Genomic DNA, 26,040 nt, shown 5'->3' with positions numbered 1-26,040 from the left:
AACGCAGAATTTCACGGACCGGACGGTGACGAAAGCCTCACAAATGTTTCAGACGGTGATCTGACGGGCACTGGTCGCCCCGTTTCGTGCTCAGGAATGCCCTGATGAGTGCTTTGTCGACCGCTCACGACCGTGCCGATGTCACCGGTAGTCCTCCTCGTCGATCGAGACGACCCTGGCCTGTTCGACGAGGTCGGCCTCGTTGGCCCGGGTGGGGTCCACGCCGGTCAACGGGTCGTCGCGGTCCGGCGCGATGTCGGTGCGCTGCTCGGCGACGTCGACCTCGGGCGCCTCGACGTCGAGCTCGACGGCGTCGTCCGCTTCCTCGGCGGTCCCGGGATCGAAGGTCTCGGGGTCGAAGGTCTCGGGGTCGGTGGGGTCGTACGGCATGGCGGGCTCCCTTCCTAGAACGTCCCTGATGTGTTCAGGGGGCCACATGCGGGTGCCCTGTGTACGAGCCTAGGAGACACGCGATCCGGATGCCATGCGATGTGTAGGCCGCGACACAGGGGTCGCACGGGCATTCTGTGATGGCGAACACATGAACCAGTGCGTGATCGTCTCGTAACATTGCCGCATGTCTTCGACCGAGCTGCCCTTCGTGCCGCCCGCCACCGTCCTTCCGAGGGTGGCGCCCGTCCGGGTCGGTGAGGGTGAGCGGCTCAGGTCGGTGGGGCTGCCTGGGGTGACTCTGACGGTGCGTTCGAGACCGGCCGCGCGCGAGGGGCTGCCGCCCGCGCTGTACGTCCACGGCCTCGGCGGTTCCTCGCAGAACTGGTCGGCGCTGATGGAGCAGTTGGAGGACGAGGTCGACGGCGAGGCCGTCGATCTGCCCGGGTTCGGGGACTCGCCGCCGCCCGACGACGGCAACTACTCGATCACCGGGCACGCGCGCGCGGTGATCCGTTTCCTCGACGCGTCCGGCCGCGGGCCCGTGCACCTCTTCGGGAACTCCCTCGGCGGGGCGGTGTCCACGCGCGTCGCCGCGGTCCGGCCCGACCTGGTGCGGACCCTCACCCTCGTGTCGCCGGCGCTCCCGGAGATCCGCGTCCAGCGCACCGCCGTGCCCACGGGGCTGCTGGCGGTGCCCGGGGTGGCGGGCCTGTTCACCCGGTACAGCAAGGGGTGGACGGCCGAGCAGCGCGTCCGCGGGGTCACCGCGCTCTGCTACGGCGATCCTGGGCGGGTGACGCCCGAAGGCTTCCAGCAGGCCGTCGAGGAGATGGAGCGGCGGCTCCAACTGCCCTACTTCTGGGACGCGTTGACGCGTTCCGCGCGGGGGCTGGTGAACGCGTACACGCTGGGCGGCCAGCACGCGCTCTGGCGCCAGGCCGAGCGCGTCCTCGCACCCACGCTGCTCGTCTACGGCGGCCGTGACCAGCTCGTCGGCTTCCGCATGGCCCAGAAGGCGGCCCGCGCCTTCCGTGACTCCCGCCTGCTGACCCTGCCGGAGGCGGGGCACGTGGCGATGATGGAGTACCCGGAGACGGTGGCGGGCGCGTTCCGTGAGTTCGCCGTGGCCAAGGGGGCCCTCGACGGGGACGGCGCCGTGGAGGCGGGCGGTGCGTCGGGCGCGGGTGCTTCGAGTGCTTCGGGTGTTTCCGGTGCCGGGCGGGATGCCGCGACGGCTTCCGGTGGCGGGGCCGACGCCACCACTGTGGGGAGTTGAGGCGGGGCGTGGGACGCCACAGTCGACGCGGGCCCGCTCCTGAGAAGGGGTCCGACAAGGGCGGTTCCGGTAAAGGCGGTTCAGGTGCGCCGGGCGCCGAGGGGGCGCGGGGCGGGGAGAGCCCCGGCGCGGACGCGACGGGCCGGGGACGGACACCAGCCCCTCCTGCTCCGGCGCCGCAGCCGGTCCGGCAAGGGGTGCCGGGGGGTTCCGGGCCCGGGGCCGGTGCCACTGGGTACCGGGCGCCCGCGCCGCGCGGTCCGAGGCTTGCCGACGGCACTCCGGCGCACGGATTTCCCCGGCTGCCCGACGGGACGCCCGCGCGGGGGCTTCCTCGGCTTCCGGACGGCACGCCCGCCCACGGCTTCCCGCGGCTTTCCGACGGCACTCCGGCTCACGGGGTCCCGCGGGTGCGTGGCGGGCATCCTGAGCCGCGTGAATCCGGGGGCGGTTGGGGGCAGTTGAGCGGGCAGGGGCAGGGGCAGGGGCAGGGGCAGGGGCAGGGCCAGGGGGTCGCTCTGCCGCGGCAGCGGCAGGCGCCGCCGGGATCCCGGTCGGGGCCCCGGCAGGAATACCTCGACGCGTTCTCGGGCGGTTCCGGCAGCCCCGACGGCTTCGACGATTTAGTGCCGGGCGGCCCTCGTGGGCCTCGTAGTCGCGTTCCGGAGCCCGGTCCCGTCCGAGGGGCCGGGCCCACCCTTGCCGCGCACCCCTCCGACTCCTACGGCTCCGACCCGGACGGTTCCGTCACCGACTGGCCGGACGACACGGATGCCGGCACGCGTTCGGGCTCCGGCGACGTACCGCCCCTCGACGCCCCGCCGACGGCCAAGGGCGGCAAGGGCCGGACGTTCACCGGCATCGCGGCCGCCGCCGTCGTCACCGTGCTCGCCGTCGTCGTGGCCGGTCAGGTCACGGCCGGACGTGACACCGCCGCGGGCACGCAGTCCGCGACCGACCAGGCGCGGGACGCCAGGGACTCCGGCACGGATGCGGACGGCGGATCGGCGCCGTCGGCCTCGCCCGATGTGACGACGCTGACGTACGAGCAGAAGATGGGCACGAAGTATCCGCTCAGCGCCAAGCTCGACGGGTCGGGAAAGTTCGACGCGGTCCAGGGGTTCGCCAAGGCGCCAGGCAAGGGGCGGAAGTACACCTACCGCGTGGACGTGGAGCAAGGACTCGGACTCGACGGCGGACTCTTCGCCCAGGCCGTGCAGAAGACGCTCAACGACGACCGCAGCTGGGCGCACGACGGTGCGAGGACCTTCGAGCGCATCTACTCCGGCAAGCCCGACTTCGTGATCACGCTGGCCAGCCCCGGCACCACCGCGGAGTGGTGTGCCAAGTCCGGCCTCGACACCACGCAGGACAACGTCTCGTGCGACTCGGCCGCCACCGAGCGCGTGATGATCAATGCGTATCGATGGGCCCAGGGATCAACCACATACGGTGATCAGATCCATGCGTACCGTCAAATGTTGATCAACCATGAAGTGGGCCACCGTCTCGGCTACTCCCACGTGACATGCGACAAGAACGGCGAGCTCGCGCCGGTGATGCAGCAGCAGACCAAGTTCCTCGACCACGACGGGATCCACTGCCGAGCCAACCCGTGGGCCTACCCAGGGAGTTGACCGATGGCGCAGAGGCCGCATTGACATGCGTTGACCCGGTCGTACATATTGCTGCGCATGTGGTCTAGTCATGCCGTCGAGAGCAGCGCCGCCATAGAGCTGGCGCTCATCGGCGTGACCCCGATCTGCGTGGCCGACATTCTCTGTCGCTGACGCCCGCCCTCAGGCGCGTGCGTCGCGAATCCCGTATTTCTCCGTGACCTGGATCACGGCCCTTTCGACGACCCGACGCCGGGGCAGACGTCCGTCCGTTTTCGTCTCACCCTTCGTCAATTCGTCTCGCCATTCGAGACATGTCATTCGAGAGGTCGTCTCCGATGCGTCAACCGTCCTTCACAACGCGCCGCGTGGCCGCGCTGTCCGTAAGCCTCGTTCTGGCAGCGGGCGCCGCCGCCTGCGGCCCTGAGGACAACGATGCCAAGAGCTCCGGAGGCGACTCCACGCCCCACAAGGGGGGCACCCTCACGGTCCTGAACTCCGAGCCCCAGACGGACTTCGACCCGGCCCGTCTCTACACCTCGGGCGGCGGCAACATCCCCACCCTCGTGTTCCGGACGCTCACCACCCGCAACCGCGAGAGCGGCGCCGCCGGAGCCAAGGTCGTCCCCGACCTCGCCACCGACACCGGGCGCCCCAACAAGGACGCGACGGAGTGGACGTACACACTGAAGGCGGGCCTCAAGTACGAGGACGGCTCCGCGATCACCTCGGCCGACATCAAGTACGGCATCGAGCGCTCCTTCGCACCCGAGCTGTCCGGCGGCGCCCCCTACCTGCGGGACTGGCTGGTCGGGGCGGCCGACTACCAGGGGCCGTACAAGGACAAGAAGGGCCTCGCCGCCATCGGGACGCCGGACGACCGCACGATCGTCTTCCATCTGAACAAGCCCGAGGGCGAGTTCCCGTACCTGGCCACGCAGACGCAGTTCGCGCCCGTCCCGAAGGCCAAGGACACCGGTACGAAGTACGAGGAGCACCCGGTCTCGTCCGGTCCCTACAAGGTCGTCTCGAACGCGAACGACGGCGAGACCATCGTCCTGGAGCGCAACAAGTACTGGTCCGCCGCCACGGACGCCGAGCGCAAGGCGCACCCGGACAAGATCGACGTCAAGTCCGGTCTCGACTCGTCGGTGATCAACCAGCGGCTGTCCGCGTCCCAGGGCGCGGACGCGGCGTCGGTCACCACGGACACCAACCTCGGCCCCGCCGAACTCGCCAAGGTGACGGGCGACAAGGAGCTCGCCTCGCGCGTCGGCACCGGGCACTTCGGCTACACGAACTACATAGCGTTCAACCCGACGGTCAAGCCGTTCGACGACGTCAAGGTGCGGCAGGCGATCTCGTACGCCATCGACCGCTCCTCCGTGGTCAACGCGGCCGGTGGCTCCGCCCTCGCGGAGGCCGCCACCACCTTCCTGCCGAACCAGAAGTCCTTCGGCTACGAGCCGTACGACCTCTTCCCGGCGGGCGCGACGGGCGACCCGGCGAAGGCCAAGGAACTGCTGGCCGAGGCCGGTCACCCCAACGGGCTCACCGTCACGCTGACCCACGACAACGCCCAGAACTTCAAGACGAGCCCCGAGATCGCGACCGCGGTCCAGGACGCGCTCAAGAAGGCCGGCATCACGGTCAAGCTGCAGGGTCTGGAGGACAACAACTACTCCGACACGATCCACAGCGTGAAGACCGAGCCGGGCTTCTTCCTCTCCGCGTGGGGTGCCGACTGGCCCTCCGGCGGTCCCTTCCTCGCCCCGATCTTCGACGGCCGTCAGATCGTCAAGGACGGCGCGAACTTCAACTCGGGTCTGCTCAACGACAAGACGGTCAATGCGGAGATTGACTCGATCAACAAGTTGACCGACCTTGACGCTGCCGCCAAGCGGTGGGGTGCACTGGACAAGAAGATCGGCGAGCAGGCGCTGACCGTCCCGCTGTTCCACCCGGTCTACAAGCGGCTGGTCGGCAAGGACATCAAGAACGTCGTGATCAGCGACTGGACCGGTGTCCTGGACATCTCGCAGGTCGCGGTCAAGTAACCCGATGAGCGAGGCACTTGTCGCCACCGAGATCCCTGAGACGGCTGTCTCGGGGATCTCGGGGGCCCGTCAGTTCTGGCGGCGGTTGCGTGCGCAGCGTGCCGCCATGGTCGCGGCGGCCGTCGTCGCCCTGCTCGTCCTGGTGGCGCTCGCGGCGCCGCTCCTCACGGCCCTCGAGGGCCAGGACGCCACCACCTACCACCCGTCGCTCATCGACTCCGCGCGTGGCGGCGTTCCCATCGGGTCCTTCGGGGGGATCAGCGGGGACCACTGGCTGGGCGTCGAACCGCAGACAGGACGTGATCTGTTCGCGCGTCTGGTGTACGGATCCCAGGTCTCCCTGGGGGTCGCACTGGCCGCGACCGCCGTGCAGGTCTTCCTCGGCGTCGTCGTGGGTGTCGCCGCCGCGCTCGGCAGCCGATGGGTTGATCAACTGTTGAGCCGGATCACCGACATCATCGTGGCCATGCCGTTGATGATCATGGCGTTGGCATTGCTGGCCGTCGTGCCGGGCAGTTTCCCGAGGCCGGTCCTGGTCGCGCTCATCATCGGCTTCGTCGCCTGGGGCACGATCGGCAAGATCGCCCGCGCCCAGACGCTCACCCTCAAGCAACTCGACTACGTGGCCGCCGCGCGGCTCAGCGGCTGGGGCACCCTGCGCATCGCCCGCAGGGAACTGCTGCCCGGCCTCGCCGCGCCCGTCATCACCTATGCGGCGCTGATGGTCCCGGCGAACATCAGCATTGAGGCGTCGTTGTCCTTCCTCGGCGTCGGCGTGAAGCCTCCCACGCCGTCCTGGGGACAGATGCTCTCCACGGCCAACGTCTGGTACCAGGCGGCCCCGCAGTACCTACTGCTGCCCGCGGGAGCGCTCTTCGTGACCGTGCTCGCCCTCACCGTCCTCGGCGACGGCGTGCGCACCGCCCTGGACCCACGGGCGGCCTCACGACTGCGCATCGGGACGGGCCGCAAGCAGGAGGCCAAGGCGGCCGGTTCGAAGGCCGGCCACTCCGAGGCCGACCCGTCCAAGGAAGGCCAGGAAGGCCAGGAGGGCACCTCATGAGCGGCTTCACGGGATTCGCCCTGCGCCGGACCGTGAGCGCCGTACTCACGCTGCTGGCCCTCTCGGTCATCATCTACGTCGTCTTCTACGCCACCCCCGGCAACGTCGCCCAGATCACCTGCGGCCCGCGCTGCTCCCCGGAACAGGTGCACCAGGTCGCCCAGCAGCTCAGGCTCGACGATCCGCTGTACCTGCGCTACTGGCACTTCCTCCAGGGCATCGTCGTAGGACACGACTACTCCACCGGCACGTCCGTCGAGTACTGCTCGGCGCCCTGCCTCGGGCTGTCGTACCAGAGCGACCAGCAGGTCACGCGGATCATCCTGAACAAGCTGCCCGTCAGCCTGTCCCTGGTGGTCGGCGCGATGGTGCTCTGGCTGCTGCTGGGCGTCGGCACCGGCGTGCTGTCCGCCTGGCGGCGCGGCCGGTTCACCGAACGCGCGCTGACCGGCCTCACCCTCGCGGGAGTCGCCACGCCCGTCTTCGTCATCGGCCTCGTCCTGATGATCGTGGTCTGCGGACAGCTGGAACTGCTGCCCTTCCCGGAGTACGTCTCCTTCACCGACGACCCCGAACAGTGGATGTGGGGCCTGCTGCTGCCATGGGTCACACTCGCGCTCGCCGAGTCGGCCTACTTCGCGCGGCTCACCCGGGCATCGATGCTCGAGACGCTCGCCGAGGACCACATCCGGACCTTCCGCGCCTACGGCGTCGGTGAGCGGTCGATCGTCGGCCGGCACGCCCTGCGCGGCGCCCTGGCGCCGATCATCGCCCTGAACGCCAACGACTTCGGCAGTGCCATGGGCGGGGCCGTCCTCGTCGAGTCGCTGTTCGGCCTTCCCGGCATCGGCCAGGAACTGGTCCACGCCGTCACCGTCGTCGACCTCCCGGTCGTCGTCGGCATGGTCCTGGTCATCGGCTTCTTCGTGGTTCTCGCCAACGCCCTCGCGGACGTCCTGTACGCGGTGGCCGACCGACGGGTGGTGCTCACGTGAGTCTCGTCCACGTCACTGACCTGACCGTCGAGTTCGGCGACCTGCGCGCCGTCGACGGCCTCTCCTTCCGGCTGGAGCATGGCGCCGCGCTCGCCTTGGTCGGCGAGTCCGGCTCCGGCAAGTCCACCGTCGCCGCGGCCCTGCTCGGGTTGCACCGCGGCACGGGCGCGCGCGTGGGCGGCTCCGTCGAGGTCGCCGCGGTGGACGTACAGAAGGCGTCCGACGACGAACTGCGGCGGCTGCGGGGCGCGAAGGCGGCGATGGTCTTCCAGGACCCGCTGTCGTCCCTGGACCCGTACTACGCGATCGGCGACCAGATCGCCGAGGTGTACCGCGTGCACACGCGTGTGTCGCGACGAACGGCACGCGCGCGTGCGGTGGAGGTGCTGGACCGGGTGGGGATTCCGGACGCCGTACGGCGGTCCCGGTCCCGTCCGCACGAGTTCAGCGGCGGCATGCGGCAACGCGCCCTCATCGCGATGGCGCTGGCCTGCGAGCCGGACCTGCTGATCGCCGACGAGCCGACGACCGCGCTCGATGTGACCGTCCAGGCCCAGATCCTCGACCTGCTGCACACCCTGCGCCAGGAGACCGGCATGGGCCTGCTGCTCGTCACCCACGACGTCGGTGTCGCCGCCGAGAGCGTCGACGACGTACTGGTCATGCGCCACGGCAAGGCCGTCGAGCACGGATCGGTCGGCACGGTGCTCGGGGCGCCCGCGGAGGCGTACACGCGCGAACTGCTCGCCGCGGTCCCGCGCGTGGACGCGCCCAGGGCACCCTCTCAGGCGTCCGGCGAGGTGGTCCTGGAGGCGAAGGGCCTCCGGCGCGAGTTCGGGCGCGGGAAGAGGGCCTTCGCCGCCGTGGACGGTGTCTCGCTGACCGTGCACCGGGGCGAGACCCTGGGCGTCGTGGGCGAGAGCGGCAGCGGCAAGACAACCCTGGGGCGGATGCTGGTCGGACTGCTGGAGCCGACCACGGGAGAGGTCCGTCATGACGGCCACACGCGTGTGGGTGTGAACCCGGCCGTGCAGATGGTCTTCCAGGACCCGGTCTCCTCCCTCAACCCCCGCCGCAGCGTGGGCGAGTCCATCGCCGACCCGCTCCGCGCGCGTGGGGAGAGGGACGAGAAGCGGATCAGGGGGCGCGTGAGGGAACTCCTGGAGCGCGTGGGGCTCGAGGGAGCGCACTACGACCGCTATCCGCACGAGTTCAGCGGCGGCCAGCGCCAGCGCGTGGGCATCGCGCGGGCCCTCGCGGCCGACCCGCGCGTCATCGTCTGCGACGAGCCCGTCTCCGCACTCGATGTCACCACCCAGGCCCAGGTGGTCGCCCTGCTGGGCGAGTTGCAGCGCGAGCTCGGACTCGCTCTGGTCTTCGTCGCGCACGACCTCGCCGTCGTACGCCAGGTCAGCGACCGGGTCGCCGTGATGCGGAACGGCAGGATCGTCGAACAGGGCCCGGCCGACCAGGTCTACGACAACCCGCAGGACCCGTACACCAAGCAGCTCCTGGCCGCCGTACCGGCGCTCGATCCACGGATCGCGGCCCGGCGCAGAGCGGAACGCCGGGAAGCGGCCGTCATCTGACGCTGCGTATCCGGATGATCTCCTAGCGCGACCGAACGCGACCCGCACGGGAAAGTTACGACCGTTCACCCCTTCTGGTGGTGCGATGGACAACCGTCCGTCGCACCACCGCCTTGTCCGCATACGTTCGTCCCGCTGCGAGCCGCCGGGCCAACGACGGCTCCTCATACGGGAGATCGGGGGTGCACTCGTGCGTATCGGACTGATTACGGAGGGTGGCTATCCGTATGTGAGCGGTGACGCCATGCTCTGGTGCGACCGGCTCGTGCGCGGGCTCGGGCAGCACGAGTTCGACATCTACGCCCTCAGCCGCGGCGAGCACCAGGAGGACGAGGGCTGGGTGCAGTTGCCGCCGCAGGTCGGCAGGGTGATCACCGCCCCGCTGTGGACCGCCGAGGATGACGGGGTGGTGTACGGGCGGCGCGCGCGCCGTCGGTTCGCCGAGTCCTACGGCGAGTTGGCGGCGGCGCTGTGCGAGGGGGCCGCCGCGGAGGGCTCCGAGGATTTGTCGGCCCTTGAGGCGGACCGTTTCGCCAACGCCCTGTACGGGCTCGCCGACCTCGCCCGCGACGAGGGCGGGCTGGTGGGAGCGCTCCGCTCCGAGACCGCCGTCCGCGCCCTGGAGCGCGCCTGTCGCGCGCGAGGCGCCCGGCAGGCGGCGCGCGAGGCGCGCGTACCGGATCTGCTCGCCGTGGCCGCGCACCTGGAGCGCGCCCTGCGCCCCCTCTCGCTCGACTGGTACGAGGACGACGGCCTCGGCGCGGTCGACCTGTGCCACGCGGCCTCCGGCGGCCCGGCCGTCCTGCCCGGACTTCTCACGCACCACTTCTGCGGTGTGCCCCTGCTGGTGACCGAGTACGGCGTGCGGCTGCGTACGCACTACCTGGCCGACACCGAGTCCTCGCCCGCCGTGCGGACCCTGCTCGCCGCCTTCCACGGCCGGCTGGCCACCGAGACCTACCGGCGGGCCGCGGTCGTCACGCCCGGAAACACCCACGCCCGGCGCTGGCAGGAGCGCTGCGGCGCCGACCGCGAGAAGCTGCGCACGGTCTACCCGGGGATGGACGCCACCCACTTCGCGGAGGTGGGGGAGTCCGCGGAGTGCGTCGACCCCGACACGCTGGTGTGGGTCGGCCGCGTCGAACCCGCCAAGGACCTGATCTCACTGCTCCACGCCTTCGCGGAGATCCGCAAGGAGGAGCCCAAGACGCGGCTGAGAATCGTCGGCGCGCCCTCCGGCCCCGAAGGGGCGGCCTACTTGGGGCACTGCAAGGCGCTGGCCGCGCAGCTCTTCCCCGACGAGGCGGACGGACTGCACGCCGTCGGCGACAACCCCGTCTCCTTCGAGGAGATCGGCGGCCCCGAGGTGCCCCACCTCGCCGACGCGTACGCCTCGGGTGCCGTCACCGTCCTGTCCAGCGTCGTCGAGGGCTTCCCGATCAGCCTCGTCGAGGCCATGTTCTGCGGCCGGGCCACCGTGTCCACCGACGTCGGCGCGGTCGTGGAGGTCATCGGCGGCACGGGGCTCGTCGTTCCGCCGCGCAACCCGAAGGCGCTCGCGGAGACGTGCGTCACGCTGCTGCGCGACCCCGAGCGCCGTGAGCGTCTGGGAGCCGCCGCGCGCGCCCGCGCACTCGAACTGTTCACCGTGGAACAGAACATCACGGCATTTCACGGCATTTACCTGGAGATCGTCTCAAGCACTCCGGTCCGTCGGGTCGTCCTCGACGGCGCCGGGGAACCTCTGCCGTTCGCGGCCCCGGCCGAGGTCCACGTCCCGGGCCGCTGGGCCGAGCGCAGCGCGCGCGTCGTGGCCCGCGGTGGTCCCGGCTGGGCCGCGGGGCCCCCGGTCCGCGCGACGCCTCCCTTCGCCGCCACGGAAGGAACCCCCGGATGAGCGACCTGGGACTCGACCGCCCCGGCACCCCGGGCAACCCCGGGGCCCGGGACACGGACTCGGAGGAGTGGCTGGCGGGGGAGGAGGCCGTACCGGACGTACCGGCTGTACCGGACGTACCGGCTGTACCGGACGTGCGGGCATCCGGAGAGCGCGGAGCAGGTGCGGACGTGTCCTGCGTCGAGACGGCGGAGGCGGCGGAGCCGATCACACCGAAGGGCTCCGCAGACATGGAGCAGGACGCCGCCGACGTACGCATCGCCGACGCGTCCGGAGACGCCGAAGCCTTCGAAGACGCCGAGTCGCCCACTTCTTCGGCGCCCTCCCGCCGCGCGACCGGGGTCTCCGCCAGCCGCAAGCCCGCTCCCGGACCCGCCCGACGTTCCACCGCGGACCCGGTGAAGGCCCTGATGCACCGTCACCGTGAGCTGTGCGAGCGAGCCGTCGACCCCCTGGAGATCGCGGCCGGTCTCGAGGCCCACGGCGTCACCGACCGCACCGCCGTCCGCTTCCGCCACCGTGACGTCTTCTCGCTCGCCGAGGAGATGTACGCCCGCGTCCCGAGGAACGGCGACACCCCCCCGCCGCCCTCGGCGCAGACGGCACCCGGGGCCCGTGCCGACTGGGCCCTGCTCACCCTCCTCCCCGGCGTTCTCTGCGCGGCCACGGTGACCGGTATTCGTCTCACCGACGGCCAGTCCCGTCTCGTCGTCGCCCTGGTGGGCGCCCTGGCCGTCTCCATGGCCGTCCGCGCGGCTCTGTTCCGAGGCCCCCTCGGCATCCCCGACCGCGCCCCCAGGACCGGCACCTCCACCTGGACGTACTGGCTCCTCGCCTACGCCGCCCTCGGCGACGGCCTCCTCGCAGCGGCCGTGACCGGCGGGCCCGACGCCCTGCCCACCGGCGCCGCCGACACCCCCTGGCCCGTGGCCACCGCCCCCCTCCTCGCCCTCACCCTGTCCTGCGCCCCGGCGGCCTGGTCCGCCCACCTCCTCACGGCCCGCGCCCGCCGCAAACTCACCGTCAGCCGCGGCCTGGAGGACTTCGCGGCCTCCGTACGCCCCCTGCTGCTCGGCACCTTCGCCCTGTACCTGTGCGCCCTGACGGCCCTCCTGGCCCTGTCCGGCGCGGTCCTGGACGAACCCGCTCCCTACGCGCAGACCATCACCCTCGGCGCCCTCCTCTTCCTCGCCCGTCTCCTCACCGCCCACGGATTCACCCACGCCCCCACGGTGGTCCTCATCGCCGCCACGACAACCCAGGCGACGGCTCTGGCCGCGGCCTTCGGGTCCCGTCTGCCAGGCTGCGGCTTCCTGGCCACCCCGGTGGACGCCCTTGTGGACCACTGGGGCCCGGGCGGCCTGCAGACCCTTTCCTGCGGGATCGGTGCCCTGGCCCTGCTGGTGCACGCGATCCGCAAGCTGACGAGGGCATCCGCCCATGCCCACGCACGGGCGGAGACCCCGTGCTGACCCGTCTCTGCCCCACGCGCCCGCCGTAGGGCGGTCATCCGCCGCAGTGGGCCCCGGCCAACCGTCCGCCGTTCCGTCGGGCGCGAGGCCCCCGCCCGTCCGGTTGCGACGGCGCAACGGCCCACCCTCCCCGAGCGATTCCTCTCGCGCTCCCGCCAGAACCCGCACAGGCCGCCGCAGGCACCCCGGCCCCACCGCCGGAGGCGACTCGCAAGCCCCTCCCGAAGGAGAACCCGCAATGACCACCTCCCGACCCGCCCCCAAGGCCCCGGGAGCAGCCCGATGAGAGTCCTGCTGATCGGAGCCAACGGCTACCTCGGCCGCTTCGTCGCCGACCGTCTGCTCGCCGACCCCGCCGTCCAGCTCACCGCCCTCGGCCGCGGCGACGACGCGGACGTCCGCTTCGACCTCGCGTCCGGCAGCCCCGGAGCCCTCACCAGGTTCCTCGACGCGGTCCATCCAGGCGTGGTCGTCAACTGCGCCGGCGCAGTCCGCGGCGGTGCCCGCGAACTCACCCGCCACAACACGGTCGCGGTCGCCACCGTCTGCGAGGCCCTGCGCCGCAGCGGCTGCGGTGCCCGTCTGGTGCAGATCGGCTGCGGCGCGGAGTACGGACCCAGCCAGCCCGGTTCCTCCACGGCCGAGGACGCCGTCCCCCGCCCCGGCGGCCCGTACGGCGTCAGCAAACTCGCCGCCACCGAACTGGTTCTGGGCTCCGGCCTGGACGCGGTGGTCCTGCGCGTCTTCTCGCCGGCCGGCCCCGGCACCCCCGCCGGCTCTCCGCTCGGCCGTCTCGCCGAGGCCATGCGCCGAGCCATGCAGTCAGGCGACGGCGAACTGAAGCTCGCCGGCCTGGGCGCCCAGCGCGACTTCATCGACGTCCGTGACGTGGCCCGGGCCGTGCACGCGGCCTCGCTCTCCGCCGCACAGGGCGTCATCAACATCGGCTCGGGCCGTGCCGTACGCCTCCGCGACGCCGCCGCCGTCCTGGCCCGGGTCGCCGGATACGGCGGCGCCCTCCACGAACTCGACGGCCCGCCCGGCCCGTTGAGGGCATCCATCGGCCACCCCCGCTCCGAACCGGACCACGCGGCGCCGGCCGCGTACCCGTACCCCGACGGCTGCGGCAGCTGGCAGCAGGCCGATGTGCGCACGGCCCGCGACCGGCTCGGCTGGCGCCCCCGGATCAACCTCGAAGAGTCCCTCGCCGACATCTGGATGGAGGCGGCATGCCGCATCTGACCAGCACGAAGACCAGCACGTCGAGCACCGAACTGAGCACCGGTTTCGGTGTGCCCGGCTTCGCCCACCCGCTGGTCGCCCCAGCGGAATGGGCCGAACTCACCCGTCCCGGCACCCCCCTGCACTGGTCCGTCCTCAATGTCGCGGACGGCCCCGGCGCCCGCCCCGACCCGCACTGCCTCGAAGCGGCCGGCCGGCTGCGCAACGCGGGCGTCCGCGTCCTCGGACACCTCGACACCACCTACGGGGCCCGGACCTACGGCGAGTTGGTCTCCGAGGCGCACCGCTACTTCGACTGGTACCAGGTCGACGGATTCCTCCTGGACCGCTGCCCGACCGAACGCGCCGCGCTCCCCGAGGTCCGCCGCACCGTCACCACGCTCCGCGCGATCCGTGACGACGCCCACATCGTCCTCGGCCACGGCACCCACCCGTACCCGGGATACGCCGAGAACGCCGACCAGTTGGTCACCTTCTCCGGTCCCTGGAGCGACTACCGCTGGTCGCAGGTGGCCGAGTGGACCGCCGACTACCCGCCCGACCGCTTCTGCCACCTCGTCCACGGCCTGCCCGGCCCGCACCTCGACGAGGCCCTGCGCATCGCCCGCTGGCAGGGCGCCGCCACCATCTGGTTCACCGACCGCACGGATCGCCACGGCCGTGTCGACCCCTGGGAGACCCTGCCCGGCTACTGGGACGAGCTCGTCTCGCGGATCGGAACGGGTGTCTCGGAATGAAGAAGCCCATGGCAGTGTTACGGGGAGAACAACTGTAGTGATTGACCGACCAACGGAGTCCCCGTGTCGCTGCCACCCCTGGTCGAGCCCGCTGGCGAGCTCACCGTAGACGAGGTCCGCAGGTACTCCCGCCACCTGATCATCCCCGACGTCGGGATGGACGGGCAGAAGCGGCTGAAGAACGCCAAGGTGCTGTGTGTGGGCGCCGGCGGCCTGGGCTCGCCGGCGCTGATGTACCTGGCCGCGGCGGGCGTGGGCACGCTCGGCATCGTGGAGTTCGACGAGGTCGACGAGTCGAACCTCCAGCGCCAGATCATCCACAGCCAGGCCGACATCGGCCGCTCCAAGGCCCAGTCCGCCCGTGACTCGGTGCTGGGCATCAACCCGTACGTCAATGTGGTCCTTCACGAAGAGCGGCTCGAGGCCGAGAACGTGATGGACATCTTCAGCCAGTACGACCTGATCGTCGACGGCACCGACAACTTCGCGACCCGCTACCTGGTCAACGACGCGTGCGTGCTGCTCAACAAGCCGTACGTCTGGGGCTCGATCTACCGCTTCGACGGCCAGGCATCCGTCTTCTGGTCCGAGCACGGGCCCTGCTACCGCTGCCTCTACCCGGAGCCCCCGCCCCCCGGCATGGTCCCCTCCTGCGCCGAGGGCGGCGTGCTGGGCGTGCTGTGCGCGTCCATCGGATCCATCCAGGTCAACGAGGCCATCAAGCTCCTCGCGGGCATCGGCGAGCCGCTCGTCGGCCGACTGATGATCTACGACGCCCTGGAGATGCAGTACCGCCAGGTCAAGGTCCGCAAGGACCCCGACTGCGCGGTCTGCGGCGAGAACCCGACCGTCACCGAACTCATCGACTACGAGGCCTTCTGCGGCGTCGTCTCCGAAGAGGCGCAGGAGGCGGCCGCCGGCTCGACGATCACTCCCAAGCAGCTCAAGGAGTGGATCGACGACGGCGAGAACATCGAGATCATCGACGTCCGCGAGATCAACGAGTACGAGATCGTCTCCATCCCGGGCGCCAAGCTGATCCCCAAGAACGAGTTCCTCATGGGCACCGCCCTTGAGGGCCTCCCGCAGGACAAGAAGATCGTCCTGCACTGCAAGACAGGTGTCCGCAGTGCGGAGGTCCTCGCCGTCCTGAAGTCCGCGGGCTTCTCCGACGCCGTGCACGTCGGCGGCGGTGTGATCGGCTGGGTCCACCAGATCGAGCCGGACAAGCCGGTGTACTAGGCGCAGGCTTTCCCGGGAGGGGCTCGGCACCAGGTGTGCCGGGCCCCTTTCCGTTGCCCGGACCGCGCCGGCATCCGCGTCGGCTAGGAGGCGCAGACCCTGCCGTCCTTCGGCACCGTGCCCTTCAGCAGATACGCGTTCACCGTGGAGTCCACACAGTCGCTCCCGTTCCCGTACGCCCCGTGTCCCTCGCCCCGCCAGGTGAGTTCCACGCCGACCCCCTTGCCCAACTCGTCCGCCATCCTGCGGGCGCCCTCGTACGGCGTCGCCGGGTCGCCCGTGTTGCCGACCACCAGCACCGGTGCGGCACCGGGCGCGCTCACCACCGGTGTCTCGTACTGCCCGGCCACCGGCCAGTCGTGGCACCAGCCGGCCGCGTCCCAGCCGAGGAAGGGGCCGAACACGGGCGAGATCCTCTCGAACTCGGGCAGCAGCCCCTTCGCCTCCGTGAGCGTGGGCCGCTGCTTGTCGTCCAAGCACGATATGACCCGTTGTGCCTGCGGCAGCAAGCCGTAACGCCCCGAGCGGTCACGCTGCCTGTAGTCGTCGGCGAGCGCCAGCAGTTCGGAGCCGTCCCCCTGCTCGGCCGTGTCGAGGGCGCTGGTCAGCGAGGGCCAGCTGTCCTGGCGGTACAGCGGCCAGACGATGCCGGTGAAAGCGAGCACCTGGGTCAGCCGCCGCCCGGAGAACGTGTCCAGCGGGTCCGTGTCGATCCGGTCCAGCAGTTCCGCGATCTTGCGCGTGCCCAGATCGGGGTCCTGGCCGGTGGACCGGAGGTAGTCGTCGAGCGCGCGCTGGAAGCCCCGGGCCTGGTTCTCCCGGTGGGCCACCATGTCGGCGCCCGGGTCGACGACCGCGTCGAGCACCAGACGCCCCACCTTCTTCGGGAACAGGTGGGCGTAGACGCCGCCGAGTTCGGTGCCGTAGGAGATGCCGAAGTAGTGCAGCCTGTCGTCGCCGAGGACTTGGCGCATGAGGTCCATGTCGCGTGCGGTGTCGGTGGTCGAGACGTGCGCCAGCAGCCTGCCCGCGTCCTTCTCGCAGCCCCGTGCGAAGTCGGCGGCGTCCCGGAGGTACGCCCGTTCCTCGGCCGGAGTGTCGGGTGTGGGGTCCACCGCCTCGGCGGCCTGGGTCTCCTTGTCGCTGCGACAGCGGACACCTTCGCTCGCGCCGACCCCGCGCGGGTCCCAGCTCACCAGGTCGTACCGCTCACGCAGCAGGGAGACGGTGGCGGCGTACCCGGGCAGGCCGGCGACGCCCGAGGTGCCGGGGCCACCGAAGTTGAACAGGAGCGAGCCGATGCGGTCGCCACCGCGGGCCTTGGAGCGGATCAGCGCGAGGTTGATCGTCTCGCCGCGCGGCTTCGACCAGTCCAGGGGTACCTTCAGCGTCGCGCACTGCCAGTCGCGGCCGGGCGGCGAAAAGTTCGCCGTGGCCTTGCAGTGCTCCCAGTCGGGCCGCTGCGAGGTCAGCGCGGCGGGCAGCGCCTTCGAGTCCGTTGCGCTGGGCCGTGCGCTGCCGGACCGCTCGTCCACCTCACCGCCGCCGGACGAGCCGCCGCTGCACCCCGCCGCCAGCAGTGCCGCCACGGCGGTCACAGCCGCCCCCCGTGCAAAACGCCTCATAGCAGTCCCCCTCCCAGGCCGTCCGCGTCGAGCCACGAACGTCGGTCCGGCCATGGTAGGCCGATCACGTGACGCCTGTCGGGGCCTGTGGATAACTCTCTGACCAGTGCTTTTCCGGAGTTCTGGGGTCAGTGGGGCGCTAGGAGCAGACGGTCCCCGCCGTCGGCGCCTTCCCGGTCAGGAGATAACCGTTCACCGCGTCCTGGACACACTTGTTCTTGCTGTCGTACGCCCCGTGCCCCTGCCCCTTGTACGTCAGCTCGATCCCGACGCCCGCACCGAGCGCCTCCACCATCTTCCGGGCGCCCTCGTACGGGGTCGCCGGGTCGCCGGTGTTGCCCACGACGAGGATCGGCGCGGAGCCGGTGGCGTGCACGTCGGGATGGTCCGCGGCGCCCGCCACGGCCCAGTCGGTGCAGCTCACCATCGACCAGGCCAGGAAGTCGCCGAAGAGGGGGGACGCGGCACGGAACTCGGGCAGCTTCCGCTCGACGTCGGCGACGCTGTACCGAGGCTTGCTGTCGGCGCAGTTGATGGAGATGTTCGCCGCGGTGATGTTGCTGTACTCGCCGTTGTCGCCCCGTCCGTTCATCGAGTCCGACAACAGCATCAGGACCCTGCCGTCGCCGTCGTAGGCCTGCTCCAGCCCTTCGATGAGGTACTCCCAGAAATCCTTCGAGTACAGCGACTGCACGATGCCGTTGGTCGCGGCGGTCTGGGTCAGCCGTCGCATGCCGATACCGGGGATCGGCTTCTTGTCGAGGTGCGCGAGCAGCCCCGCGATACGGGCCTTGACATCCTGCGCGGTGTCGCCGACGGGGCAGTCCTCGGTCCTGGAGGTGCAGTCCTCGGCGAAGTTGTCGAGCGCGAGCTGGAAGCCCTTGGTCTGTCCCAGCGAACCCTGCGCACTGTTCTGCGTCGGGTCGACGACCCCGTCGAACACCAGACGCCCCACCTTCTTCGGGAACAGGTGGGCGTAGACGCCGCCGAGTTCGGTGCCGTAGGAGATGCCGAAGTAGTGCAGCCTGTCGTCGCCGAGGACCTGACGCATCAGGTCCATGTCGCGGGCCGCGTCGGTGGTGCGCACGTGCCGCAGCGTCTCCTTGGCGTTCTCCTCGCAGGCCGCGTTGAACTCCTTGGTGTTGTCCAGCAGGGCGGTGCGCTCGGCCGCGTCGTCGGGGGTCCAGTCCTGCTCGAAGTACGCGTCCAGCTGGGGGTCGTTCAGGCATTCCACCGGGGCGCTGCGGCCGACCCCGCGAGGGTCGAAGCTCACCAGGTCGTAGCGGGTGCGCAGTTTCGCGTAGTCCGTGGCGAAGGCGGGCAGGGTCGTGACGCCGGAGCCGCCGGGGCCGCCGAAGTTGAAGACGAGCGAGCCGATGCGCCTGTTCTCGGCGCCGCTGGTCCTCGCCCGGATCAGCGCGAGGCCGATCGTGTCGCCCTTGGGCTTCGCCCAGTCGAGGGGGGCCCTGAGAGTGGCGCACTGCCACTGTTCGCCGCCCGGCAGCGGCGTGGGGGCGTCCCCGCCGCCCTCGGCCCGGGACGGAGCCGGGCAGTCCTTCCAACTCAGCTTCTGGGCCGACAGATCCTCGTCCTGGGAGCCGTCGCCGCATCCTGCCAGCAGGCAGGAGAGCAACAGCGCGGTGGCGGTCAGGGCGGCGGCGCGCGGTCGAGGGGGGTTCGGCATGATCCCATCCTGCGGTCACGCGCGTGGGCACGCTCGGGGCGCGAGCCGTACGAGGCACGCCGTGCACGCCGTGGAACGAGCCGTCGTGTGCCGGGCGGCAGGAGCTACAGCGCGCCCTTGCGCGACAGGTGGTTGAAGGCCAGCCAGCCCGGCAGCACGGGCAGCCAGAGCGTCAGGAGCCGGTACAGCAGGACGGCCGGGGCGGCGACCTCCTTGGGCAGCCCCACGGCGATCAGACCCACCGTCAAGGTCGCCTCCACGGCTCCCACACCACCCGGTGTCGGGGCCGCCGAACCCAGCGCGTTGCCGGCGAGGAAGACGACCGCGACACTGGCGATGCTGAGCGACGCGCCCTCCTGGCCGAACGCACGGATCGAGGCGTCCAGGCACATCACGAAACAGGCCGTCAGCAGCAGCATGCCGCCGATGCCGGTGACCAGCTTCTGCGGCCGCTGAAGCACGTCCAGCATGCGCGGCACGACACCCGCGAACAGCGACCTCACGCGCGTGACGACGAATTTCCTGAGGAACGGCACCGAGGTGACCACCAGCACCAGCACCGCCACCGTCAGCAGACCCGCGATGACCGTCCGGGACGGTGACAGCGACGGCGTCTTCTCGGTGCCGGTCAGGTAACCGAAGGACAGCAGCATCAGGATGTGGCAGCCGAGTCCGAACAACTGCGAGGCCCCGACACTCGCCACCGCGAGCCCCGGCCGCACCCCCTGACGTTGGAGGAAGCGCGTGTTGAGTGCCACGCCGCCCACCGCGGCCGGTGCCACGATCTTCACGAACGACCCGGCGACCTGGGCCCCGACCGTCCGCAGGAACCCCACCCGCTCGGGCACGAAGCCCAGCAGGGACATGGCGGCGGCGAAGTAGCTGGCCGCCGAGAACAGCACGGCCGCGGCGACCCAGCCCCACTCGGCGTTCTCGATGAGCGGCCCGAACTCGATGTGGGTGAGCTGCGTCAGCAGGAAGTACGCGCCGATGGCGCCCGCGATGAAGCTGATCAGCGTGCGCGGCTTGACCCGTTCCAGACGGGCCGGCTCGACCGGCGCCTGCGGCCTGATCAGCAGCACCTCGTGGCGGATCTGCGTCAGCAGATCCTCCTCGCGCGCCTCCTCCAGGGCGTCGTCGATGGCCCGCTTCTCGGCCCGCGCCTCCGCGCGTACGGCCTTCTTGTCGGGCTTCTCCAGCACGGGTCTGGCGTGGTCGGGTGCCTCGTCCAGACGGGCCTGTTTGGCCTGCTGGGATGCCTCCAGGACCGCCTCGCGCTCGCGCTGGGCCCGCTCGCGGGCGAGTCTGCGCAGCGTCGCGCGCGTGGAGCGCGTCAGCGCGATGGGCTGGAGCATCGGCAGACAGTCGGCGACGGCGTCGGGGCCGAGGACGCTGAGGGCGGAGGCCACGGCGCGCTCAGCGCCCGCCAGCAGCCCCAGGGTCGTCACCAGTTGAGCGACGTCCATGCGCAGCAGAAGGGTGCTGGCAGCGATCTCACCGCCGCGCAGATCGGTGAGGATCACCGCGCCGGAACGATCCACCAGGATCGCGTCACCCGCGAGCCTGCGGTGCGCGATGCGCCGCGACTGGAGCGACTGCACCTGGCGCCAGGTGTTGCGCAGCAGTTCGTCGGTGATCTCGTCCTCGGGCAGCGATTCGAGGGTGCGCCCGCCGGTGTGCTCGTAGACGAGTATCACGGCGTCGGGGCCGAGTTCGGAGGTGGCGATCAGCTTGGGCGCGTTGGCGCCAGCGGCGATGGCGGCGTAGGCGAGCAGCGCCTCCTGCTCCAGCGCCTGACGTAGGGACTGGAGGCTGCTGCGGGTCGCGAAGCCGCGCAGCGTGAGGTTGCGCCACACACGGTAGAAGAAGCCCTGGGCCTGCTGTTCCCGGTCGACCACCGTCACGTCCAGCGGCGGGCCGTCCTCCAGGGTGACGAAGTAGCGTCGGCCCCGGTCGCCGTTCTCCGCGGTCTCCGAAGCCTCCTCGCGGGCCGCGCTGACGGGGTGGAAGCCGACCGTCCTGAGGCCCGCCATGAGGGTCTGCCCGGTCGGCCGGACATTGGGTGAGCCGACCGCGTACAGCGTCCCGTAGGCGACCGTCCAGCCGATCAGCACCGTCAGGATGATCGAGAACGGTGTGGTGTAGCCGGTGACGAGCATCGAGAACGCGTCGAGCATCAGCACGATCCACAGCACCGCCCGCCAGCGCGGCCTGCGGGACATGCCGACGGCGGTCATGTAGGCGATGACCGGCGCCAGATAGCCGTGGACGGGGTCGGTGAGGGCGTGGATGTCGCCGGGGGAGGGCTGGGTGAGCGCTTCCTGGATCGAGCCAGGCGCGGCCTTGGCGACCCACAGGTCGGTGGCGAGGGTCACACCGTGGGCGAGGACGGCGGCGAGCACGCCGTCGGCGATCCGCAGTCCGTCGCGCTTGATCAGCCGTTCGATCGCGAACGCGACCGGCACCAGCAGGATCGCGATGCTGGAGGCCAGACCGGCGATCTTGATGAGCAGGTCGGGTGCCTGACCGGTGCCCTTGTTGATGTCCTGTTCGAGACCCGAGGTGGTGCCGTGCGCGAACGCGGCGATCGCGAGCAGGATGACGACGGCCAGGACGCCGACCAGCAGCCGCATGAGGTCGGAGGGCCTGTGCACGCGCGCGGGGAGCAGTGGCTCGTCGCCCTCGACCTCGTCGACGTGCAGCTCTTCGGCGTCGTCGACGTGCACTTCTTCGGCTTCGGCGGCGTCAGGACGCGACGAGGCGGCAGAGGTGCTCTCGGCGCCCTCCGGGTGCACACCCTGTGGCTTCATCGTCTCTTCTTGATCTCGTATCACCAGTCACCGCCCGCACGATGGTGGCATGCCCCACCGACACACGGAGGTGTCAGGGTGCACATGCGGGGGCGCACAGTCTGCCCGAAGCGCCGTCCCTCGGCGAGGGATACGCAGGGTCGCGAGCCCGTCACATTGTCGGTGGGGTGGGGCAGGATGGGGCGGATGAGCGAGCAGAGCCTTCCTCAGGACGCCCACCCGGAGTACGCGGACACGCTGCCGGAGTACGCCGAGCGGGTCCTCGACGTGGCCGAACGCATCCCACCCGGGCGTGTCATGACATACGGCGACATCGCCGAGTGGCTGGAGGAGGGCGGCCCCCGTCAGGTCGGCCGGGTCATGGCGCTGTACGGCGGTGCCGTCCCGTGGTGGCGTGTCGTCCGCTCGGACGGCGCCCTGCTTCCGGGGCACGAACTGCGGGCGCTCGACCACTACCGCGCCGAGGGCACGCCCCTGAAGGAGGCGAGCAGGGCCGCCGAGAACCATCTGCCGCGCCTCGACATGCGACGGGCGCGCTGGGACGGCGGCGATCGGGCGGAAGGTCACACCTGACAGCTTCCGCCATCCCGCGGACCCTGGGGGACCCTGAGACCCGTCCGGGGGAAACGGGGCACATCCGTGGCATGCCGTACGTTCGTGGGGTGAGGGACGTACGCGCCGCGAGCGACACGTGGGCCGCGCGGGAAGAAGAGGAAGCCCTGCTTCCGCACCGTGCGTCGGCGTAGCGTCGGCTGCACGCGTCCCCCTCATCCCCCGTCCGCCGCCCTCCACGCGCGGCGGGGCGCCCAACAGCACACCCACCAGGACCGGCGAACCACGTGAGCTCCTCTTCCTCCACCAGGCGACTGCCGCACTCCCAGGTGCGGCAGGGGACCCGTGGCGCTTACCGGCTGGTGCATACCCAGCCGACCCGTGTGGCTCCCCCTCGTCTGGACGCCGCACAACGTGCCGTGGTTGAGCACGGAAGCGGCCCTTTGCTCGTTCTCGCAGGTCCGGGCACCGGGAAGACCACCACGCTCGTCGAGTCGGTGGCGTCACGAATCGCCCGCGGAGGGGACCCCGCGCGCGTGCTCGTGCTGACGTTCAGCCGCAAGGCGGCCGTCGAGCTGCGCGACCGCATGGCGTTGCGCATCGGAGCGGCCCGTGCCCCCCAGGCGACCACCTTCCACTCGTTCTGCTACGCCCTGGTCCGCGCCCACCAGGACAGCGACCTGTTCGTGGAGCCGCTGCGGCTGCTGTCGGGACCCGAACAGGACGTCGCCGTACGGGAACTGCTCGCAGGGCAGCCCGACCTGGAGCGGCTCGGCCTCGCGCATGTGCGCTGGCCGGACGAACTGCGTGCCTGCCTGACCACCCGCGGTTTCGCCGACGAGGTCCGCGCGGTCCTCGCCCGCAGCCGCGAACTGGGCCTCGGGCCGGGCGCCCTGGACGCCTTCGCCCGTCGCATCGGCCGCCCCGACTGGCGGGCCGCAGCCGCCTTCCTCGCCGAGTACCTCGACGTCCTCGACCTCCAGGGTGTGCTCGACTACGCCGAACTGGTCCACCGCGCGGTGCTCCTCGCCCGCCGCCCCGAGGTCGCCGAGCACCTCGCAGCGCAGTACGACGCCGTGTTCGTCGACGAGTACCAGGACACCGACCCGGCCCAGGTGCGGCTGCTGCAGGCCCTCGCCGGCGGCGGACGCAACCTCGTCGCCTTCGGCGATCCCGACCAGTCGATCTACGCGTTCCGGGGCGCGGACGTGAACGGCATCCTCGACTTCCCGTACGCCTTCCCGCGCGTGGACGGCCGCACGGCCCCGGTCGAGGTCCTGCGCACCTCCCGCCGCTCCGGCGCAGGCCTGCTGGCCGCGACCCGGCTGGTGACCCAGCGCATGCCGCTGACCCGGCTGCCCGCGGAGAAGGTCCGCGCCCACCGCGAACTCGCCCCGGTCCGGGAGGGCGGCCGCGTCGAGGTCTTCACCTGCCCGACCCCCGGCACGGAATTGGCAAACATCGCCGACATCCTGCGCCGGGCCCACCTGGAGGACGGTGTTCCGTGGGGCGAGATGGCCGTTCTGGTCCGCGCGGGCGCGCGCACGATCCCGACGGTCCGCCGCGCACTCACCGCGGCCGGCGTGCCCCTGGACATCGACGGCGACGACCTGGCGCTGCGGCACGAGCCGGCGGTGGCGCCGCTTTTGACGGCACTGAGGGCGGTGGCTGCGGCGGAGGCTGCGGGGGGTGTCGTACGGCCCGAAGCAGTACGGCTCGAAGAGCCACGGCCGGAAGCAGTACGGCCCGACGGTGAGGCTGCTGCCGAGAAGCAGTCGTCGGGCGCGGAGACCTCCCCTGAAGAGCGGGCGTCGGATGAGGAGACCGTCTCCGAGACGCTGCCGTCGGATGCCGAGCCGCAGTCGTCCGCCCTCTCCTGGCTCGACACCGAGACCGCCCTCACCCTCCTCGCCTCGCCCCTCGCCGGCATGGACGCCGCCGATCTGCGCCGTCTCGGACGCGCCCTGCGCGACGAGGAGCGGGCCGGCGGGAACGCCCTGCCGCCGCCCTCGGACGAGCTGCTCGCGCGAGCTCTCGCCGAGCCCGAGCGGCTGGCCGTGCACGATCCCGTGTACGCGCGCGGCGCCCAGCGGCTCGGCGCGCTCCTCGCCAAGGCCCGGGAGCGCCTGGCAGGCGGCGGCAGTGCCGAGGAGGCCCTGTGGGACCTGTGGGAGGGCACACCGTGGCCCGGGCGCCTGGCCAGAGCAGCCCGGCGCGGCGGTGCGGCGGGGCGCAATGCGGACCGCGATCTCGACGCCGTGTGCGCGCTGTTCGCGACCGCCGCACGCGCGGAGGAGCGCACCGGGGGCAGGGGCGCCCTGAACTTCCTGGAGGAGATCGACGCCGAGGACATCGCCGCCGACACCCTCACACGGCGTGCCGTACGCCCCGACGCCGTACGCCTGATGACCGCGCACCGCTCCAAGGGCCTGGAGTGGCGCCTGGTCGTCGTCGCGGGCGTCCAGGAGGGCTTGTGGCCGGACCTGCGCCGCCGCGGCTCTCTGCTGGAGGCCGACCGCATCGGCCGCGACGGGCTCGCCGAACCGCTCACCCCGGGGGCCCTGCTCGCCGAGGAGCGCCGCCTGTTCTACGTCGCCGCCACACGCGCGCGTGAGCGTCTTGTCGTCACCGCGGTGAAGGCGCCTGCCGACGACGGCGACCAGCCCTCCCGGTTCCTGACCGAACTCGGCGTCGAGCCCAAGGACGTCACGGGCCGGCCACGCCGGCCGCTGTCGGTCGCCGCCCTGGTCGCTGAACTCCGCGCCACCACTGTCGACCCCCGGGTCTCCGACAGCCTGCGGGAGGCCGCGGCACGCAGGCTGGCCCGGCTCGCCGCGCTCGCCGACGAGGACGGCCGTCCGCTCGTCCCCTCGGCCCACCCCTACCGCTGGTGGGGCATGTTCGAGCCGACCGAGGCCAAGGTGCCGCTGCGCGACCGCGACCAGCCCGTCGTGCTCTCCGGCAGCGCCCTCGACCAGCTCGCCAACACCTGCGCCCTGCAGTGGTTCCTGGGTCGCGAGGTGAAGGCCGACGCGCCCGCCACGGTCGCCCAGGGCTTCGGCAACGTCGTACATGTCCTCGCCGACGAGGTCGCCTCCGGGCACACCCCCGCCGACCTCGCCGTCCTCATGGAGCGCCTCGACTCCGTGTGGAACGCCCTCGCCTTCGACGCGCCCTGGAAGTCGGCACAGGAGAAGGAGAACGCGCGCGTGGCGCTCGAACGCTTCCTCAAGTGGCACATCGACTCCGGTGGTACCCGCTCCGGACGCACACCGGTGGCCAGCGAGCACGACTTCGACGTCACTCTCGCCGCGGGCGACGTCGAGGTGCGCATCCGCGGCCAGATGGACCGCGTCGAGACCGACGGCGAGGGCCGCGCGTACGTCGTCGACTTCAAGACCGGCAAGCAGCCCGTGAGCTCCGCCGAGGTGGAGCGCCACCCCCAGCTCGCCGTCTACCAGCTCGCCGTCCGCGAGGGCGCCGTCGACGAGGCCTTCGACGGCGCCCGGCCCGAGCCGGGCGGCGCCGAACTCGTCCAGCTGCGCCAGGGTGCCCCCAAGCGGGACGGCGGCGAGACGCTCCCCAAGGTGCAGGCTCAGGAGCCGCTGCAAGGGGAGTGGGTCGGAGATCTGCTCGCCACGGCGGCCGGCAAGGTCCTCGACGAACGGTTCACGCCCAACGCCGGCCAGCACTGCACCCACTGCGCGTTCCGGGCGTCGTGCAGCGCGCGACCGGAAGGACGGCACGTCGTGGAGTGAGGTGAGAACGCCGGTGTGATCGGACGCACCAT

Annotated in this window: 18 protein-coding genes; 14 read left to right on the top strand and 4 right to left on the bottom strand. The window is 71.4% G+C overall.

The features are described 5' to 3' along the window. Positions 1-141 precede the first annotated feature (141 nt). A complete protein-coding gene (locus ACFYRX_RS01465) occupies positions 142-390 on the bottom strand; it encodes a hypothetical protein (RefSeq protein ID WP_389095572.1) in 249 nt (82 codons plus the stop codon). A 187-nt stretch (positions 391-577) separates the two neighbouring features. Between ACFYRX_RS01465 and ACFYRX_RS01460 the strand changes: the two genes are divergently transcribed. From ACFYRX_RS01460 to moeZ, 12 genes are all read left to right on the top strand, one after another. Continuing rightward, positions 578-1,669 (top strand): alpha/beta fold hydrolase, encoded by a 1,092-nt coding sequence (locus ACFYRX_RS01460; protein ID WP_389095570.1) that lies wholly within the window; start codon positions 578-580, stop codon positions 1,667-1,669. A gap of 8 nt (positions 1,670-1,677) precedes the next feature. Beyond that, positions 1,678-3,306, top strand: coding sequence for a DUF3152 domain-containing protein (locus ACFYRX_RS01455; protein ID WP_389095569.1), 1,629 nt, complete (start codon positions 1,678-1,680; stop codon positions 3,304-3,306). A gap of 57 nt (positions 3,307-3,363) precedes the next feature. Beyond that, positions 3,364-3,459: an Ms4533A family Cys-rich leader peptide gene (locus tag ACFYRX_RS01450; RefSeq protein WP_389095567.1), complete on the top strand. Its 96-nt coding sequence runs from the start codon at positions 3,364-3,366 to the stop codon at positions 3,457-3,459. A gap of 164 nt (positions 3,460-3,623) precedes the next feature. Continuing rightward, positions 3,624-5,342, top strand: coding sequence for an ABC transporter substrate-binding protein (locus ACFYRX_RS01445; RefSeq protein WP_389095565.1), 1,719 nt, complete (start codon positions 3,624-3,626; stop codon positions 5,340-5,342). 4 nt (positions 5,343-5,346) lie between these two features. Next, on the top strand, positions 5,347-6,405 hold the full coding sequence (locus ACFYRX_RS01440) for an ABC transporter permease (protein WP_389095563.1): 1,059 nt from the start codon (positions 5,347-5,349) through the stop codon (positions 6,403-6,405). After that, on the top strand, positions 6,402-7,400 hold the full coding sequence (locus tag ACFYRX_RS01435) for an ABC transporter permease (RefSeq protein ID WP_389095561.1): 999 nt from the start codon (positions 6,402-6,404) through the stop codon (positions 7,398-7,400). The genes ACFYRX_RS01440 and ACFYRX_RS01435 overlap by 4 nt, the downstream gene beginning before the upstream one ends. Continuing rightward, positions 7,397-8,989 (top strand): dipeptide ABC transporter ATP-binding protein, encoded by a 1,593-nt coding sequence (locus ACFYRX_RS01430; RefSeq protein ID WP_389095560.1) that lies wholly within the window; start codon positions 7,397-7,399, stop codon positions 8,987-8,989. Before ACFYRX_RS01435 ends, ACFYRX_RS01430 begins: the two co-directional genes overlap by 4 nt. 190 nt (positions 8,990-9,179) lie before the next feature. Next, positions 9,180-10,886: a DUF3492 domain-containing protein gene (locus ACFYRX_RS01425; protein ID WP_389095558.1), complete on the top strand. Its 1,707-nt coding sequence runs from the start codon at positions 9,180-9,182 to the stop codon at positions 10,884-10,886. Then, positions 10,883-12,358, top strand: coding sequence for a hypothetical protein (locus ACFYRX_RS01420; RefSeq protein ID WP_389095556.1), 1,476 nt, complete (start codon positions 10,883-10,885; stop codon positions 12,356-12,358). The genes ACFYRX_RS01425 and ACFYRX_RS01420 overlap by 4 nt, the downstream gene beginning before the upstream one ends. A 282-nt stretch (positions 12,359-12,640) precedes the next feature. Continuing rightward, positions 12,641-13,600: an NAD-dependent epimerase/dehydratase family protein gene (locus tag ACFYRX_RS01415; protein ID WP_389095554.1), complete on the top strand. Its 960-nt coding sequence runs from the start codon at positions 12,641-12,643 to the stop codon at positions 13,598-13,600. Further along, the gene (locus ACFYRX_RS01410) at positions 13,588-14,337 is read left to right on the top strand and encodes a spherulation-specific family 4 protein (protein ID WP_389095552.1); all 750 of its coding nucleotides are present in this window, start codon (positions 13,588-13,590) and stop codon (positions 14,335-14,337) included. The genes ACFYRX_RS01415 and ACFYRX_RS01410 overlap by 13 nt, the downstream gene beginning before the upstream one ends. Before the next feature lie 63 nt (positions 14,338-14,400). After that, positions 14,401-15,579 carry an adenylyltransferase/sulfurtransferase MoeZ gene (gene moeZ, locus ACFYRX_RS01405; protein WP_389095551.1) on the top strand — a complete coding sequence of 393 codons (1,179 nt, stop codon included), beginning with the start codon at positions 14,401-14,403 and terminating at the stop codon, positions 15,577-15,579. An 83-nt stretch (positions 15,580-15,662) separates the two neighbouring features. On the opposite strand, the gene ACFYRX_RS01400 is transcribed toward moeZ, so the two are convergent. The 3 genes from ACFYRX_RS01400 to ACFYRX_RS01390 form a co-directional block, all read right to left on the bottom strand. Beyond that, positions 15,663-17,204 carry an alpha/beta hydrolase gene (locus ACFYRX_RS01400; RefSeq protein ID WP_389095549.1) on the bottom strand — a complete coding sequence of 514 codons (1,542 nt, stop codon included), beginning with the start codon at positions 17,202-17,204 and terminating at the stop codon, positions 15,663-15,665. A 139-nt stretch (positions 17,205-17,343) separates the two neighbouring features. Beyond that, a complete protein-coding gene (locus ACFYRX_RS01395; RefSeq protein WP_389095547.1) occupies positions 17,344-18,888 on the bottom strand; it encodes an alpha/beta hydrolase in 1,545 nt (514 codons plus the stop codon). 104 nt (positions 18,889-18,992) lie between these two features. Beyond that, a complete protein-coding gene (locus tag ACFYRX_RS01390) occupies positions 18,993-21,698 on the bottom strand; it encodes a flippase-like domain-containing protein (RefSeq protein WP_389095546.1) in 2,706 nt (901 codons plus the stop codon). A gap of 186 nt (positions 21,699-21,884) precedes the next feature. On the opposite strand from ACFYRX_RS01390, the gene ACFYRX_RS01385 reads away from it, so the two are divergent. Further along, on the top strand, positions 21,885-22,271 hold the full coding sequence (locus ACFYRX_RS01385) for an MGMT family protein (RefSeq protein WP_389095544.1): 387 nt from the start codon (positions 21,885-21,887) through the stop codon (positions 22,269-22,271). A 266-nt stretch (positions 22,272-22,537) separates the two neighbouring features. Next, positions 22,538-26,008, top strand: a complete 3,471-nt coding sequence (locus tag ACFYRX_RS01380) for an ATP-dependent helicase (protein WP_389095542.1) — start codon at positions 22,538-22,540, stop codon at positions 26,006-26,008. The last annotated feature ends 32 nt before the right edge of the window (positions 26,009-26,040 follow it).

Origin of the sequence: Streptomyces sp. NPDC005374, from assembly GCF_042872225.1 — a bacterium.
Classification (GTDB): Bacteria; Actinomycetota; Actinomycetes; order Streptomycetales; family Streptomycetaceae; genus Streptomyces.
Note: the sequence above shows the minus strand (reverse complement) of the source record. Positions and strands in the feature narration are given on the sequence as shown.